Genomic DNA, 15,850 nt, shown 5'->3' with positions numbered 1-15,850 from the left:
CTTCCTTGAATCAGTGCGGCGCTTCAGCTGCATGGTTGAGCGAGTATTTCGGAATCTCGACGGTCAGGTCTTCATTTCCGACGAGTGCCTGACAGGCTAGACGCGATTGCGCTTCCAGACCCCAGGCCCGATCAAGAAAATCTTCTTCCAGTTCGTCCGCTTCTTCCAGCGAGTCAAAGCCTTCACGAATGATGCAATGACACGTGGTGCACGCACAGACGCCGCCACAGGCGCTTTCCATCTCGATATGGTGCTCATGGGCGAGCTCGAGGATGGAAGTCCCCGGCTCAGCCTCGACAACCATGCCTTCCGGGCAAAACTTATCGTGTGGCAGAAAAATGACCTGCGGCATCAGTTATCCTCGATTTCATTCAGGTTGCGCCCCGCCAGCGCGGCTTTCACCGTCGAGTCCAGGCGGCGGGCAGCAAAGGCATCGGTCACTTGCGACAGACGCTTGGTCTGTTGCTCGATGGCATAACCATCGGTGCCTTTCATCAATTCGGTCAGTTCCTGCACTTGCATCTCGATGACCATGCGCTCTTCGGCGTCGAGCAGGCGTTCGCCATCGACCTCGAGGGCGCCCTGTACCGCTTCGATCAGGCGCTGGGCATCGACTTGTTGCTCACGCAACACACGGGCGACCTTGTCGTCGTTGGCGTGCTGGAACGAATCTTTGAGCATCTTGGCAATTTCGCCATCGGTCAGGCCGTAGGACGGCTTGACCTGAATGCTGGCTTCCACGCCTGAACCCAGTTCGCGGGCCGCGACACTGAGCAGACCGTCAGCATCGACCTGGAAGGTGACACGAATCTTCGCCGCACCGGCCACCATTGCTGGAATGCCACGCAGTTCGAAACGGGCCAGGGAGCGGCAGTCGCTGATCAGCTCGCGCTCACCCTGCAAGACGTGAATCGCCATGGCCGACTGGCCATCTTTATAAGTGGTGAAGTCCTGGGCGCGGGCGACGGGGATGGTGGTGTTGCGCGGAATCACCTTCTCCATCAGGCCGCCCATGGTTTCCAACCCCAGGGACAACGGAATCACGTCGAGCAGCAGCAATTCGCCGCCATCGCGCTTGTTGCCAGCCAAGGTATCGGCCTGGATCGCGGCACCAATGGCCACCACTTGATCCGGATCGATTTCGGTCAGCGGTTGGCGACCGAAGGCTTCTGCAACAGCGTCGCGAACCCGAGGAACACGCGTCGAACCACCGACCATGACCACGGCGTGCACTTCTTCCAGCTCGATGCCGGAATCACGCACGGCGCGACGGCAGGCTTTCAGGCTGCGAGCGACCATCGGCTCGATCAGCGCATCAAAGGCTTCACGGGTCAGTTGGGCTTTCCAGTCACCGTAAGCGACTTCAACGCTCGACACAGTGGTCAGCGCTTCTTTGGCCGCACACGCGGTTTGCAGCAGATTACGTTGCGCACCCGGATCGAGGTCGGCGGACAGACCGGCGCTCTCGATGATCCAGCCAGCGATCGCGTGATCGAAGTCATCGCCGCCCAGGGCGCTGTCGCCACCGGTGGCCAAGACCTCAAACACACCGCCGGTCAGGCGCAGAATCGAAATATCGAAGGTGCCGCCGCCCAGGTCATAAATCGCGACCAGGCCTTCAGCATGCTGATCCAGACCGTAAGCCACCGCAGCAGCAGTCGGCTCATTGAGCAGACGCAGCACGTTCAGGCCGGCCAGTTTGGCCGCGTCCTTGGTGGCTTGACGCTGAGCGTCGTCGAAATAGGCAGGAACGGTGATCACCGCGCCGACCAATTCACCGCCCAACGTCGCTTCGGCGCGCTGACGCAGCACCTTGAGGATTTCGGCGGAGACTTCGACCGGGCTTTTCGGGCCTTGCACAGTGTCGATGAACGGCATGTGCGACTCGCCACCGACAAAGCGGTATGGCAGTTGATCGCCCAATTGCTTGACGTCGGACAGACCACGACCCATCAAGCGCTTGACCGACAGCACGGTGTTCAAGGGATCGGTAGCGGCTGAAAGCTTGGCGGACTCGCCCACTTCCACGCGATCGGCGTGATAGCGCACGGCAGACGGCAGGATGACCTGGCCGTTGTCGTCAGCCAGAGGCTCGGAAAGACCACTGCGCAATGCAGCGACCAGCGAATTGGTAGTGCCCAAGTCGATCCCCACAGCCAGACGACGCTGGTGCGGTTGAGGACTTTGGCCGGGTTCGGCGATCTGCAGTAGGGCCATCGTAATCAGGACTTATCTGTATATCAGGCGTGCGACCGGAGCGGCACTGGGTTAATCGTCGAGGCGCTCTTCTAACTGGCGCACTTCGTAGGTGAGCTTGTCGAGGAACTGCATGCGCCGCATCAGGCGTTCGGCCTGTTCACGTTGCGCTGCATCATCCCAACAGGCTGCGAAGCTTTCGTTCAGTTCATCCTGCGCAACTTTCAAGCGACGCTTGAACACGGCAATGCCGGCCAGGTCGGCGCTGTCTTGCAGGTCTTCGAGCTCTTCGCGCCATTGCATCTGCTGCAGAAGAAACTCCGGATCATGCACGGTGACTTCCAGTGGCAACTCGCGACCACCCATGGCGAGCAAATAACGCGCGCGTTTCGGGGGGTTTTTGAGCGCCTGGTAAGCCTCGTTGAGGTTCGCGGATTGCTCGAGCGCCAGCCGCTGCTCGCGCTCGGGAGCGTCGGCAAAGCGGTCTGGATGAACACCGCGCGCCAACTCACGATAGCGCGTGGCCAACTGCTCGAGATCCAGACGGAAGCTCGGCTGCAGTTCAAATAAAGCGAAATGACAAGGAGTACCCACGCGCAGCCTCAGATGTTGAAGCTTTCGCCGCAGCCACATTCACCGCGTACGTTGGGATTGTTGAACTTGAAGCCTTCGTTCAACCCTTCCTTGACGAAATCGAGCTCGGTGCCGTCCAGGTACGACAGGCTTTTCGGGTCGATAATCACTTTCTCGCCGTGACTTTCGAACACCTGATCCTCTGCAACCACCTCGTCGACGAACTCCAGCACGTAGGCAAGGCCGGAACAGCCTGTGGTGCGAACACCCAGACGAATCCCTTCACCTTTGCCGCGCCCGTTGAGGGAGCGTCGCACGTGTTGAGCTGCCGCTTCTGTCATGCTGATAGCCATCGGTGACTCCTTACTCGTCGCCAAATCTTGAAAGTCAGATCAAGCCTTTCTTCTGCTTGTAATCGCGAACGGCCGCTTTGATAGCGTCTTCAGCGAGTACGGAGCAGTGAATTTTCACTGGCGGCAAGGCCAGTTCTTCGGCCAGTTGAGTGTTCTTGATGGTCTCTGCTTCATCCAGAGTCTTGCCTTTCATCCACTCGGTCGCCAGGGAGCTGGAGGCGATAGCCGAACCGCAACCATAGGTCTTGAACTTGGCGTCTTCGATGATGCCTTGCTCGTTAACCTTGATCTGCAGACGCATCACGTCGCCGCACGCCGGAGCGCCGACCATGCCAGTGCCGACATCCGGGTCTTCCGCGTCCATCTTGCCGACGTTGCGCGGGTTCTCGTAGTGGTCGATGACCTTTTCGCTGTAAGCCATGATTCTTAATCCTCACTCATCAGAGAGTCGCTCTTGAAGCCCTGCGAACCGTGGTTTACAGGGCCGATTTGCGGCGACTTGAAATCAGTGTGCCGCCCACTCGATTTTCGAAATGTCGACACCGTCTTTGTACATGTCCCACAGCGGCGACAGAGTGCGCAGCTTGGTAACGGCCTCGCAGACTTTCTGCGCGGCGTAGTCGATTTCTTCTTCGGTAGTGAAACGGCCGAAGGTGAAGCGAATCGAGCTGTGTGCCAGTTCGTCGTTGCGGCCCAGGGCGCGCAGTACGTACGAAGGCTCAAGGGAAGCCGAGGTGCAGGCCGAACCGGACGAAACCGCCAGGTCTTTAAGGGCCATGATCAGCGACTCGCCTTCAACGTAGTTGAAGCTCAGGTTCAGGTTGTGCGGTACGCGAGCGGTCATGCTGCCGTTGATGTACAGCTCTTCCAGGCCTTCGACCTGTTTGAAGAAGCGGTCGCTCAAGGCTTTGATGCGCACGTTCTCGGCAGCCATGTCTTCCTTGGCTACGCGGAAGGCTTCACCCATACCAACGATCTGGTGGGTCGCCAGGGTGCCGGAACGCATGCCACGTTCGTGACCGCCGCCGTGCATGGTCGCTTCGATGCGAACACGCGGCTTGCGGCTGACGTACAGTGCGCCGATACCTTTAGGACCGTAGGTCTTGTGGGCAGAGAACGACATCATGTCGACTTTCAGCTTCGACAGGTCGATGTCGACCTTGCCGGTGGACTGAGCAGCGTCAACGTGGAACAGAATGCCCTTGGAACGGGTCAGTTCGCCGATGGCGGCGATGTCGTTGACGGTGCCGATTTCGTTGTTCACGTGCATGATCGAAACCAGGATGGTGTCGTCACGCAGGGCAGCTTCAACCATCTCAGGCGTCACCAGACCATCGGTGCGCGGCTCGATGTAAGTCACTTCGAAGCCTTCACGCTCCAGTTGGCGCATGGTGTCGAGGACAGCCTTGTGCTCAATCTTGGTGGTGATCAGGTGTTTGCCCTTGGTCGCATAGAAATGCGCCGCACCCTTGATTGCCAGGTTGTCGGACTCGGTGGCACCGGAGGTCCAGACGATTTCACGCGGGTCGGCGTTGACCAGGTCTGCGACCTGACGACGAGCGTTTTCGACGGACTCTTCAGCTTTCCAGCCGAACACGTGGGAACGGGACGCCGGGTTACCGAAGTTTCCGTCGACCAGCAGGCATTCACTCATCTTTTGCGCGACACGCGGATCAACCGGGGTGGTCGCAGAGTAATCAAGGTAAATCGGCAATTTCATGGACTATCTCCTAAATCAGGCTGGCTGGCGTGCCGCTAGCTCTTTGGCTGTCATTCGACGGCGGACGCTTCAATCTTGTCCAGGCGTGGCGCCTTGCCATTGCAACGGCGCTGGTCCTGACGCTGGGCTACTTCTTGCACCTCACGGCGAGTCACAAGGTCAGCCAAGCTGATACCACTCAAAAATTCGTGAATCTGCAGGCTCAGATCGCACCACAAGTGGTGGGTCAGACAGGTGTCACCTTGATGGCAATCGCCCTGCCCCTGGCATTTGGTTGCATCGACCGATTCGTTTACCGCATCGATCACCTGGGCGACCTGGATGCCCTGCATGTCGCGGGACAGTTGGTAGCCGCCGCCCGGGCCGCGAACGCTGGAAACCAGATTGCTACGACGCAATTTGGCGAAAAGCTGTTCGAGGTAGGACAGGGAGATGCCTTGGCGCTCGGAGATATCGGCCAGGGACACCGGCCCGTGCTGCGCATGCAACGCCAGGTCAAGCATGGCGGTCACGGCGTATCGGCCTTTTGTAGTCAGTCTCATGGACAATTACCACGGAGTTCGGAATGGGGGCGAGTATGCTATTCCCGAGTATTTAAGTCAACTATAAGACCTAGTACTTTAGTCAGGTTTACCCGCAAAAGAGCGCGCGCATCATAGCAAATGCTGGCTGCGTACCACCAGCAAATGCGCGTTATCGTTCTTCGCGGGCAAGCCTCGCTCCTACATGGATTACGCCGCCCAGTAGGAGCGAGGCTTGCCCGCGAAGCATTTGAAACGGTTTAGCTGGCCTGGCTCTGATCCTTGTCCTTCACACAAGCGAAATCTTCTTCGCGCAGCTCAGGCAGATCTTTCGCACAGTAATTACTGCCCAGATCCTTCAGCGCCCCGCACATCCCCTCCAGACGGCCATCAACCGCCTGCAAATGATCGAGCAATTGATTGATGGCACGCGCCACCGGGTCCGGCATGTCTTCACCAACACCATAAGCATCGAAACCGATCTTCTCGGCCATGGCCTTGCGCTTGGCGTCCTGCTCTTCATCGGACTTGACGATGATCCGCCCCGGAATCCCAACAACCGTCGCACCCGGCGGAACAGCCTTGGTCACCACCGCATTGGAACCGACCTTAGCGCCGGCGCCGACCGTGAACGGACCGAGCACCTTGGCGCCCGCCCCCACCACTACGCCGTCTTCCAGGGTCGGGTGACGCTTGCCCTTGTTCCAACTGGTGCCACCCAGGGTCACACCCTGATAAAGGGTGACGTCATTGCCGATTTCAGCGGTTTCGCCGATGACAATGCCCATGCCGTGGTCAATAAAGAAGCGACGACCCACCTTGGCACCCGGATGAATCTCGATCCCGGTCAACCAGCGCCCGAAGTTCGACACCAACCGCGCCAGCCACTTCCAGCCCATGCCCCACAGGGCCGACGACAGGCGATGGATCCAGATCGCGTGCATGCCGGGGTAGCAGGTCAGGACTTCAAAAGCGTTACGCGCAGCCGGATCACGGTGGAAAACACTCTGGATATCTTCACGCAAACGCTCGAACATTTTTAATCCTTCCGCTTAAGAAGCTCGCCACGGGCCGCTTTCTGGGTTTCCGTGAGGATGCCACGCAATATATTCATTTCCGCCCGGCTGACCGAGCTTCGTCCGTACAACCGGCGCAGGCGCGCCATCAAGTGCCGTGGCTTTTCCGGGTCGAGGAATTCGATGGCCACCAGAGTTTGCTCCAGGTGTTCATAGAATCGCTCCAACTCATCCATGGTCGCCAGCTCACCGCTCTTGGTGGACGCCACTTCATCCTTCTCGACCTTGCTCGGCTGGCCTTGGGCCGCGAGCCAGGACATGCGCACTTCATAACTCAACACCTGCACCGCTGCCCCTAGGTTCAGCGAACTGAACTCAGGGTCTGATGGGATGTGCACGTGATAATGACATCGCTGCAGCTCTTCATTGGTCAGGCCGGAATCTTCACGACCAAAGACCAAGGCGATCTCTGCACCTTGAGCGGCTTCCTCGACGACTTTCGTACCGCATTCGCGGGGATCGAGCAGCGGCCAAGGGATGCGACGGTCACGGGCACTGGTGCCGAGGACCAGATTGCAGCCGACCAAGGCATCTTCCAAAGTGGCGACGACTTGCGCGTTTTCAAGGATGTCCCCGGCGCCAGAGGCACGGGCATCGGCCTCGTGATGCGGGAACAACCGCGGTTCGACCAGCACCAGCCGCGACAGGCCCATGTTCTTCATGGCACGCGCAGCCCCGCCGATGTTGCCGGGATGGCTGGTATTGACCAGGACGACACGAATGTTATGCAGCACGGGAGGCGATCTCGAACACAGAATTGGGGAGCCGAATCTTACAGCTCACGCTACCGTTAAGCTATGAAAGCGAACACCGACCTTCACCTGTAGAAAAGTTCTGATAGAATGCCCGGCTTTCTTTAACAACCTTAGGTGACACATCCATGCAGCCCATGCTGAATATCGCGCTGCGCGCCGCCCGCAGCGCCAGTGAATTGATCTTCCGCTCCATCGAGCGCCTGGATACCATCAAGGTCGACGAAAAAGACGCCAAGGATTACGTATCCGAGGTGGATCGCGCCGCCGAACAGAAAATCATCGACGCGCTGCGCAAGGCCTACCCTACCCACGGCATTCTCGGTGAAGAAACCGGCATGCACCCGGGCAGCGGCGAAGGCGAAGAATACCTGTGGATCATCGATCCACTGGACGGCACCACCAACTTCCTGCGCGGCATTCCACACTTCGCTGTCAGCATCGCCTGCAAATACCGCGGTCGCCTGGAACACGCTGTTGTTCTGGACCCGGTTCGCCAGGAAGAATTCACCGCCAGCCGTGGTCGCGGCGCTCAACTGAACGGTCGTCGTCTGCGCGTCAGCGGTCGCACCAGCCTCGACGGCGCCCTACTGGGCACCGGCTTCCCGTTCCGTGACGACCAGATGGACAACCTCGACAACTACCTGGGTATGTTCCGCGCCCTGGTTGGCCAGACCGCCGGCATCCGCCGCGCAGGTTCGGCAAGCCTGGACCTGGCCTACGTGGCTGCCGGTCGTTTCGACGCGTTCTGGGAGTCGGGCCTGTCCGAATGGGACATGGCTGCAGGCGCCCTGCTGATCCAGGAAGCCGGCGGCTTGGTGAGCGACTTCACCGGCGGTCACGACTTCCTTGAAAAAGGCCACGTCGTTGCTGGTAACACCAAATGCTTCAAAGCAGTCCTGACGGCCATCCAGCCGCACCTGCCGGCTTCGCTGAAGCGCTAAGCGAACGCCCACAAAAAAAGCACCCTTCGGGGTGCTTTTTTTATGCCTTGGATTTGCCTCAAGACCACCACAAAACCCATGTGGGAGCGGGCTTGCTCGCGAATACAGTCTTACATTCAACATAGATGTCGACTGATACACCGCTTTCGCGAGCAAGCCCGCTCCCACAGGGGATTTTTGGTGGATGGAAGAATTGAGGGCATAAAAAAAGCACCCTTCCGGGTGCTTCTTTTTGTACCTGGCAATCAGCTCATCACTGACCCGGCTCATTCTGCGACAGGATCAATTTACCTTCCTTGTCGACCGGAATCTGGTTCCCCGGATCGCGGTCCATCCGCACTTTGCCTTCCTTGCCATCCAGCGAGTAACGGACGTCGTAGCCGACAACTTTGTCGCTGATGTCATTCACAGTGTTACAGCGAGTCTGGGTCGTGGTGTAGGTATCGCGATTCTGCATACCTTCCTGGACCTTGTTACCCGCGTAGCCACCGCCAACAGCACCCGCCACGGTAGCAAGCTTCTTGCCGTTACCGCCGCCGATCTGGTTGCCGAGCAAACCACCGCCTACCGCACCCAGGACCGTACCGAGGATCTGGTGTTGATCCTTGACCGGTGCCTGACGGGTTACTGCAACATCCTTGCATACTTCACGTGGAGTCTTGATCTGTGTCTTAACCGGTTCAACGGCCAATACTTGCGCATACTCAGGGCCGCTTTTAACCAGGCTGTAGGTGGCAACAGCGCCCCCGGCAGTCACACCGACAGCACCCAGTACCGCACCAACCAGCAACGACTTGTTCACATGAACCTCCTGACCATCACATGCGGATCGTTGTCCGCGCTTCTCCCAGCCTTGGAGCATAAAAAAAGGCGCGAGTTCAACTCGCGCCTTTTTTGGCAGACAACTGGAAAAACGATGGCCGTTATGGACGGTCGTCGATTTCCTTCTCGGTCGCCGCAGGAGGAATCAGATCCTCGCTGCTCAGGTTCAGCCAGATCAGCACCACGTTCGCGATGTAGATCGACGAGTAGGTACCCGCCAGAACACCGATGAACAGGGCGATGGAGAAGCCGAACAGGTTGTCGCCGCCGAAGAACAGCAGTGCCGCGATCGCCAGCAAGGTGGAGATCGACGTCGCCATGGTCCGCAGCAGGGTTTGCGTGGTCGAGATGTTGATGTTCTCGATCAGGGTCGCCTTGCGCAGCACACGGAAGTTCTCACGAACCCGGTCGAATACCACGATCGTGTCGTTGAGCGAGTAACCGATGATCGCCAATACCGCCGCCAGCACCGTCAGATCGAAGGTGATCTGGAAGAACGACAGGATACCGATGGTCACGATCACGTCGTGGATCAGCGAAACAATGGCGCCAACCGCGAACTTCCACTGAAAGCGGAAAGCCAGGTAGATCAGGATGCCGCCCAGCGCCATCAGCATGCCGAGGCCGCCCTGGTCGCGCAGCTCTTCACCGACCTGCGGGCCGACGAACTCGACGCGCTTGACCGTCGCCGGGTTATCGCCGCCGACTTTCAGCAGTGCTTCAGCGACCTGGTGACCCAGTTGCGGGTCTTCGCCAGGCATACGCACCAGCAGGTCGGTAGTTGCACCGAAGCTCTGCACGATGGCTTCGTGGTAACCCGACTCAGTGAGTTGGGTACGCACTTTGGATACATCGGCCGGACGCTCGTAGGTCAGCTCGATGAGCGTACCGCCGGTGAAGTCCAGGCCCCAGTTCATGCCCTTGTGCCAGCAGCTGAACAACGCCAGTGCGGTAAGGAACAATGTGACGCCGAACGCGAAGTTGCGAACGCCCATGAAGTTGATTGTACGTAACATGGCAGCCCCTTAAATCCACAACTTCTTGAAGTCCCGACCGCCGAAGATCAGGTTGACCATCGCGCGGGTCACCATGATGGCCGTGAACATCGAGGTAAAGATCCCGAGGGACATGGTCACTGCGAAGCCTTTGACCGGGCCGGTGCCCATCGCAAAGAGAATCCCGCCGACCAGCAATGTTGTCAGGTTGGCGTCGAGAATCGCGGTGAATGCCCGGCCGAAGCCTTCGTTGATTGCCCGTTGCACGGTCATGCCCGCCGCAATCTCTTCACGAATCCGCGAGAAGATCAGAACGTTGGCGTCGACCGCCATACCCATGGTCAATACGATACCGGCGATACCCGGCAGGGTCAGCGTTGCACCCAGCAGCGACATCAAGGCCAGCAGCAACACCATGTTCACGGCCAGAGCGACCGTGGCGATGATGCCGAAGAAGCGGTAGATGGCGATGATGAACAGCGAGACAAACAGCATGCCCCACAGCGATGCATCGATACCTTTGGTGATGTTGTCAGCACCCAGGCTCGGGCCAATGGTGCGCTCTTCAGCGAAGTACATCGGCGCGGCCAGACCACCGGCACGCAGCAACAGCGCCAGTTCGGACGACTCGCCCTGACCGTTCAGGCCAGTGATGCGGAACTGAGCACCCAGCGGCGACTGGATGGTCGCCAGGCTGATGATCTTCTTCTCTTCTTTAAACGTTTGAACGGCTACGTCTTTTTCGACGCCATCAACCACTTGCTTGGAGTAAGTGGTAACCGGACGTTGCTCGATGAAGATTACCGCCATGCTGCGACCGACGTTGCTGCGAGTCGCACGACTCATCAGCTCACCACCGTGGCCATCCAGACGGATGTTCACTTCTGGTGTGCCGTGCTCGCCGAAGCCAGCCTTGGCGTCAGTTACCTGGTCACCGGTGATGATCAGGCCACGCTCGATCTGTGCCGGCGGACGCTTGCCTTCACGGAACTCGAAGCTTTCGGAAGTGGCTTTCGAAGCGCCTGGCTCTGCAGCCAGACGGAACTCAAGGTTGGCCGTCTTGCCGAGGATACGCTTGGCTTCTGCGGTGTCCTGCACGCCCGGCAGCTCAACCACGATGCGGTTGGCGCCCTGACGCTGGACGATCGGCTCAGCAACACCCAGTTCGTTGACGCGGTTACGTACCGTGGTCAAGTTCTGCTTGATGGAGTATTCACGGATTTCCGCCAGCTTGGCCGGGGTCATCGCCAGACGCAGCACCGGTTGACCATTCAGGTCGGCCGGAACAATGTCGAAATCGTTGAAGTTCTTGCGGACCAGCGCGCGGGCTTGTTCGCGGGTAGCTTCATCAGTGAAGCCCAGTTGAATGGCGCCATTGAGTTGCGGCAGGCTGCGATAGCGCAGTTTCTCTTTACGCAACAGGCTCTTGACGTCGCCTTCGTAGACTTTCAGGCGTGCGTCGAGGGCTTTGTCCATGTCCACTTCCAGCAGGAAGTGCACACCACCGGACAAGTCCAGACCCAGCTTCATCGGGTGCGCGCCGAGGCTACGCAGCCATTGTGGAGTGGTTTGTGCCAGGTTCAGTGCAACGACGTAGTCATCACCCAATGCCTTGCGCACAACATCCTTGGCAGGCAATTGGTCTTCAGCCTTGGTCAGGCGAATCAGGCCGCCCTTGCCGTTGGCCGACAGCGTGGCTGCCTTGACGTTGATCCCGGATTCCTTGAGCGCAGTGCTCACACGATCCAGATCAGCCTGATTGACCAACAGTGCAGTACTTGCACCGCTGACCTGAATGGCCGGGTCATCAGGGTAAAGATTGGGAGCGGAATAAATCAGACCGACCGCCAGCACCGCCAGGATCAGAATGTATTTCCACAGAGGGTATTTGTTCAGCATCACGCCGCCCGCTTATGACGCGGGGCGCCTTGCGCGCCCCGTCGATTGAGTAGAAGTTGAAACTTAGATCGCTTTTAGCGTGCCTTTTGGCAGCGTGGCGGCGATGGCGCCTTTCTGGAACTTCATTTCCACGGTGTCGGAAACTTCCAGAACCACGAAATCGTCTGCCACTTTAGTGATCTTGCCGGCGATACCACCGGTGGTCACAACTTCGTCGCCTTTTTGCAGGCTGCCGAGCAGGTTCTTCTGTTCTTTGGCGCGCTTGGCCTGTGGACGCCAGATCATCAGGTAGAAGATGACCAGGAAACCGACCAGGAAAATCCACTCAAAGCCGCCACCCATTGGGCCTGCAGCTGCCGGTGCAGCAGCGTCGGCCATGGCATTAGAGATAAAAAAGCTCATTTAGCACTCCAGTTGCAAATGTTGAATCTTGGGGTCAGAAAACTCAGTCCAAAGGCGGAACAGGTAGCCCGCGTTTGGCGTAGAAGGCATCGACAAAGGCGGCCAATGTACCCTGTTGAATAGCCTCGCGCAAACCAGCCATAAGCACCTGGTAATGGCGCAAATTGTGGATGGTATTCAACATGCTACCCAGCATTTCGCCGCACTTGTCCAGATGGTGCAGATAAGCACGGGAGAAGTTCTGGCAGGTGTAGCAATCGCAGGTCGGATCCAGCGGCGAATCATCATGGCGATGGAACGCGTTACGGATCTTCAGCACGCCTGTATCAATGAACAGATGCCCATTGCGGGCATTACGGGTTGGCATCACGCAATCGAACATGTCCACACCGCGGCGCACACCCTCAACCAGATCTTCCGGTTTGCCAACGCCCATAAGGTAACGAGGTTTGTCAGCCGGCATCAGGCCTGGCAGATAATCCAGCACCTTGATCATCTCGTGCTTGGGCTCGCCCACCGACAGACCGCCAATGGCCAGGCCATCGAAGCCGATCTTGTCGAGGCCTTCCAGGGAGCGCATGCGCAGGTCCTGGTGCATGCCGCCCTGCACGATGCCGAACAGCGCTGCCGTGTTGTCGCCATGGGCGTTTTTCGAACGCTGGGCCCAACGCAACGACAGCTCCATGGACACCCGAGCGACGTCTTCGTCGGCCGGGTACGGAGTGCATTCGTCGAAAATCATCACGATGTCAGAGCCCAGGTCACGCTGGACCTGCATCGACTCTTCCGGGCCCATGAACACTTTGGCGCCGTCGACCGGGGAAGCGAAGGTCACGCCCTCCTCCTTGATCTTGCGCATCGCGCCCAGGCTGAACACCTGAAAACCGCCGGAGTCTGTAAGAATCGGGCCTTTCCACTGCATGAAATCGTGCAGGTCGCCGTGCTTCTTGATCACTTCGGTGCCAGGACGCAGCCACAAGTGGAAGGTGTTGCCCAGAATGATTTCCGCGCCAGTGGCGGTGATATCCCGTGGCAACATGCCCTTGACCGTACCGTACGTGCCCACCGGCATGAAGGCCGGGGTCTCGACGGTGCCGCGCGGAAAGGTCAAACGACCGCGACGCGCCTTGCCGTCAGTGGCCAGCAGTTCAAACGACATACGACTCATACAGTTTCCTCAGGGCCCGATTCTTTAGGGGCAGTCGGCGCAGGATTACGGGTGATAAACATCGCATCACCGTAGCTGAAAAAGCGGTAACCATGCTCCACCGCTGCTTTGTAGGCAGCCATGGCTTCGGGATAACCGGCGAACGCCGAAACCAGCATCAACAGCGTGGATTCGGGCAAATGGAAGTTAGTGACCAAGGCATCGACCACATGAAACGGCCGGCCCGGGTAGATAAAGATGTCCGTGTCGCCACTGAACGGCTTGAGCACGCCATCGCGGGCAGCGCTTTCCAGGGAACGCACGCTGGTGGTCCCCACCGCAACCACCCGACCGCCGCGCGCGCGGCACGCAGCCACCGCATCCACCACGTCCTGGCCGACTTCCAGCCATTCGGTGTGCATGTGGTGATCTTCGATCTTCTCGACCCGCACCGGCTGGAACGTGCCCGCACCGACGTGCAAGGTCACGAAAGCGGTCTCGACGCCTTTGGCGGCAATCGCCTCCATCAGCGGCTGATCGAAATGCAGCCCCGCCGTCGGCGCCGCCACCGCGCCCAGGCGCTCGGCGTACACCGTCTGATAACGCTCGCGGTCCGAGCCTTCATCCGGGCGATCTATATAAGGAGGCAGCGGCATGTGCCCGACGCGGTCGAGCAGCGGCAACACCTCTTCGGTGAAACCCAACTCGAATAACGTGTCGTGCCGCGCCAGCATTTCTGCCTCGCCGCCGCCGTCGATCAGGATCTTGGAACCAGGCTTCGGCGATTTACTGGAGCGCACATGCGCCAGCACGCGATGACTGTCGAGCACCCGCTCCACCAGAATTTCCAGCTTGCCGCCGGAAGCCTTCTGGCCAAACAGCCGCGCCGGAATCACCCGGGTATTGTTGAACACCATCAAATCGCCCGGGCGCAAATGCTCGAGCAAATCAGTGAATTGACGGTGCGCCAGGGCGCCGCTGACCCCATCCAGGGTCAACAGGCGACTGTTGCGACGCTCGGCCAAAGGGTGGCGAGCAATCAGCGAATCAGGGAGTTCGAAAGTAAAGTCAGCAACGCGCATGATGGGGTTCGTCTAGCAGGGGCCGGAAGTCTAGCCGAAATAGTGAAAATTCTCTATGTACCTGATTGACCGACGGTAATCTCATCTCTATACTTCGCCGCCATTGAGCCCTGATGGCGGAATTGGTAGACGCGGCGGATTCAAAATCCGTTTTCGAAAGGAGTGGGAGTTCGAGTCTCCCTCGGGGCACCAAAATTAAGAAAGGTCTTGCTTAGCAAGGCCTTTTTTTTCGCCTGCGATAAAGTGGCCGACACCCCACCACCCCGTAGGAGCCGCCGAAGGCTGCGATCTTTTGATCTTGCCCTTGAGGCGCCAAAAACCAAACCGCTCGGCTAACGAATCAAGGATTCACACAATGGAATTGCACCTGGAAACCGTTGCCCTGTTCGCCCTCAAGCTGGCGTATGAGCGGGAGGGTGAAAGCCCGATCCTGCGGGACGATCCGATCATGAGTGATTATGAGCGAGAGGTGTTTGGGTTGCTGGTGCGGCGGGGGGATGTTGAGGGGATTCAGTTTCGGGTGGGGCATTGTGTTGGGTTGGCGTTGGAGGCTATCGGTGGTGTTGATACGCCGCTTGGGCGTGAGCTGCATCGGTTGGCTGCTGATTTCAGTGATGCTCGGACGATGGAGCAGCTTGAAGCGCCGGTCATTGCGCTTAGGGATTATTTGAAAGACATCCAGTGAATGATGATGCAGCTTGCACACCGGGCGTTTCCGTCTTGTCTTGAACAAGAATCGAAGGCTCTCGACCAGGTTTTGGGCCAGCTCAGCCAGGCGCGCGAGGCAATGCATCGATTCATAGAGGTCAGAGTCGGTGGGGAGGAATTGGTCATTCCCTACCGGATTTATGACCAAGGTTATGAGGTCGTCTTTGACCACCTGACTGAAACCCAGAGCATTTTGTACTCATGTCTTCTGACACGGCATCACGATGGTCACATGCGCCAACGGCATCTGGAACGAATTCTCTCAGTGCGTGAACCGTGGGTTGTTCCGTTCGTGGTTCAACTGATGGGCGAGTACGTCATTCAGATTCTTGAAACCGTTGAAGCGCATTTGCCGACGCTTGATCCGGCGCTTTACGGTCGCTTCATTCGTGACAATCAGGTGTACTTTCAAACGACGCATGCACGCATGATCAGTTATTGGGATTGCTACTATCGTCGCCTGTACAAATACCCATCTGAGTATGTCGGCTTTCGCGTCTTTGCCAAGTTGTGTGAGTTTCCCTAAAGTTGCTACAACTCAACACTGTGATACACACCTACTGCGTTAACTTCTGCCAAATACCGCACTGCCCCCCACGTGCGCTTTACCATGAGCAGCTCCTTTTTAATGTCAACGGTAGCCAATAATCTGCCGCCTTT

Annotated in this window: 18 protein-coding genes and 1 tRNA gene; 4 read left to right on the top strand and 15 right to left on the bottom strand. The window is 58.3% G+C overall.

Annotation, left to right across the window (positions count from 1 at the left end):
- Positions 1–10 precede the first annotated feature (10 nt).
- From fdx to trmJ, 9 genes are all read right to left on the bottom strand, one after another.
- A complete protein-coding gene (gene fdx / locus NK667_RS01135) occupies positions 11–352 on the bottom strand; it encodes an ISC system 2Fe-2S type ferredoxin (RefSeq protein ID WP_054045379.1) in 342 nt (113 codons plus the stop codon).
- Positions 352–2,217, bottom strand: coding sequence for a Fe-S protein assembly chaperone HscA (gene hscA, locus NK667_RS01130; protein ID WP_054613616.1), 1,866 nt, complete (start codon positions 2,215–2,217; stop codon positions 352–354). The genes fdx and hscA overlap by 1 nt, the downstream gene beginning before the upstream one ends.
- 51 nt (positions 2,218–2,268) lie before the next feature.
- A complete protein-coding gene (gene hscB, locus NK667_RS01125; protein ID WP_054613615.1) occupies positions 2,269–2,790 on the bottom strand; it encodes a co-chaperone HscB in 522 nt (173 codons plus the stop codon).
- Between the two features lie 8 nt (positions 2,791–2,798).
- Positions 2,799–3,122, bottom strand: coding sequence for an iron-sulfur cluster assembly protein IscA (gene iscA, locus NK667_RS01120; RefSeq protein ID WP_054045385.1), 324 nt, complete (start codon positions 3,120–3,122; stop codon positions 2,799–2,801).
- Positions 3,123–3,156: 34 nt separating this feature from the next.
- Positions 3,157–3,543 carry a Fe-S cluster assembly scaffold IscU gene (iscU, locus tag NK667_RS01115; RefSeq protein ID WP_003443374.1) on the bottom strand — a complete coding sequence of 129 codons (387 nt, stop codon included), beginning with the start codon at positions 3,541–3,543 and terminating at the stop codon, positions 3,157–3,159.
- 84 nt (positions 3,544–3,627) lie between these two features.
- A complete protein-coding gene (locus NK667_RS01110) occupies positions 3,628–4,842 on the bottom strand; it encodes an IscS subfamily cysteine desulfurase (protein WP_054045387.1) in 1,215 nt (404 codons plus the stop codon).
- 50 nt (positions 4,843–4,892) lie between these two features.
- Positions 4,893–5,384 carry a Fe-S cluster assembly transcriptional regulator IscR gene (iscR, locus tag NK667_RS01105; RefSeq protein ID WP_054045389.1) on the bottom strand — a complete coding sequence of 164 codons (492 nt, stop codon included), beginning with the start codon at positions 5,382–5,384 and terminating at the stop codon, positions 4,893–4,895.
- Positions 5,385–5,623: 239 nt separating this feature from the next.
- Positions 5,624–6,400 carry a serine O-acetyltransferase gene (cysE, locus tag NK667_RS01100; RefSeq protein WP_007903579.1) on the bottom strand — a complete coding sequence of 259 codons (777 nt, stop codon included), beginning with the start codon at positions 6,398–6,400 and terminating at the stop codon, positions 5,624–5,626.
- Between the two features lie 2 nt (positions 6,401–6,402).
- Positions 6,403–7,173: a tRNA (cytosine(32)/uridine(32)-2'-O)-methyltransferase TrmJ gene (trmJ, locus tag NK667_RS01095; RefSeq protein ID WP_054613614.1), complete on the bottom strand. Its 771-nt coding sequence runs from the start codon at positions 7,171–7,173 to the stop codon at positions 6,403–6,405.
- A 146-nt stretch (positions 7,174–7,319) separates the two neighbouring features.
- Here trmJ and suhB point away from each other — a divergent pair, with 146 nt between their 5' ends.
- The gene (gene suhB / locus NK667_RS01090) at positions 7,320–8,135 is read left to right on the top strand and encodes a type III secretion system regulator SuhB (RefSeq protein WP_008147729.1); all 816 of its coding nucleotides are present in this window, start codon (positions 7,320–7,322) and stop codon (positions 8,133–8,135) included.
- A 253-nt stretch (positions 8,136–8,388) separates the two neighbouring features.
- Here the strand turns inward: suhB and NK667_RS01085 are convergent, their stop codons facing one another.
- The 6 genes from NK667_RS01085 to queA form a co-directional block, all read right to left on the bottom strand.
- Positions 8,389–8,937, bottom strand: coding sequence for a glycine zipper 2TM domain-containing protein (locus tag NK667_RS01085; RefSeq protein ID WP_054045393.1), 549 nt, complete (start codon positions 8,935–8,937; stop codon positions 8,389–8,391).
- 121 nt (positions 8,938–9,058) lie between these two features.
- Positions 9,059–9,973 (bottom strand): protein translocase subunit SecF, encoded by a 915-nt coding sequence (gene secF, locus NK667_RS01080; RefSeq protein ID WP_054613613.1) that lies wholly within the window; start codon positions 9,971–9,973, stop codon positions 9,059–9,061.
- A gap of 9 nt (positions 9,974–9,982) precedes the next feature.
- The gene (secD, locus tag NK667_RS01075) at positions 9,983–11,851 is read right to left on the bottom strand and encodes a protein translocase subunit SecD (RefSeq protein WP_054613612.1); all 1,869 of its coding nucleotides are present in this window, start codon (positions 11,849–11,851) and stop codon (positions 9,983–9,985) included.
- Positions 11,852–11,914: 63 nt separating this feature from the next.
- A complete protein-coding gene (gene yajC, locus NK667_RS01070; RefSeq protein WP_003185175.1) occupies positions 11,915–12,253 on the bottom strand; it encodes a preprotein translocase subunit YajC in 339 nt (112 codons plus the stop codon).
- A gap of 43 nt (positions 12,254–12,296) precedes the next feature.
- Positions 12,297–13,412: a tRNA guanosine(34) transglycosylase Tgt gene (gene tgt / locus NK667_RS01065; protein ID WP_161807656.1), complete on the bottom strand. Its 1,116-nt coding sequence runs from the start codon at positions 13,410–13,412 to the stop codon at positions 12,297–12,299.
- A 5-nt stretch (positions 13,413–13,417) separates the two neighbouring features.
- Positions 13,418–14,482 (bottom strand): tRNA preQ1(34) S-adenosylmethionine ribosyltransferase-isomerase QueA, encoded by a 1,065-nt coding sequence (queA, locus tag NK667_RS01060; protein WP_054045401.1) that lies wholly within the window; start codon positions 14,480–14,482, stop codon positions 13,418–13,420.
- Positions 14,483–14,589: 107 nt separating this feature from the next.
- On the opposite strand from queA, the gene NK667_RS01055 reads away from it, so the two are divergent.
- From NK667_RS01055 to NK667_RS01045, 3 genes are all read left to right on the top strand, one after another.
- A tRNA-Leu gene (locus NK667_RS01055) sits at positions 14,590–14,674 on the top strand.
- A gap of 163 nt (positions 14,675–14,837) precedes the next feature.
- Positions 14,838–15,167 (top strand): hypothetical protein, encoded by a 330-nt coding sequence (locus tag NK667_RS01050; protein ID WP_054613611.1) that lies wholly within the window; start codon positions 14,838–14,840, stop codon positions 15,165–15,167.
- Positions 15,168–15,716, top strand: a complete 549-nt coding sequence (locus NK667_RS01045; RefSeq protein ID WP_152980828.1) for a hypothetical protein — start codon at positions 15,168–15,170, stop codon at positions 15,714–15,716.
- The last annotated feature ends 134 nt before the right edge of the window (positions 15,717–15,850 follow it).

Origin of the sequence: Pseudomonas nunensis (assembly GCF_024296925.1) — a bacterium.
Lineage (GTDB): Bacteria > Pseudomonadota > Gammaproteobacteria > Pseudomonadales > Pseudomonadaceae > Aquipseudomonas > Aquipseudomonas nunensis.
Note: the sequence above shows the minus strand (reverse complement) of the source record. Positions and strands in the feature narration are given on the sequence as shown.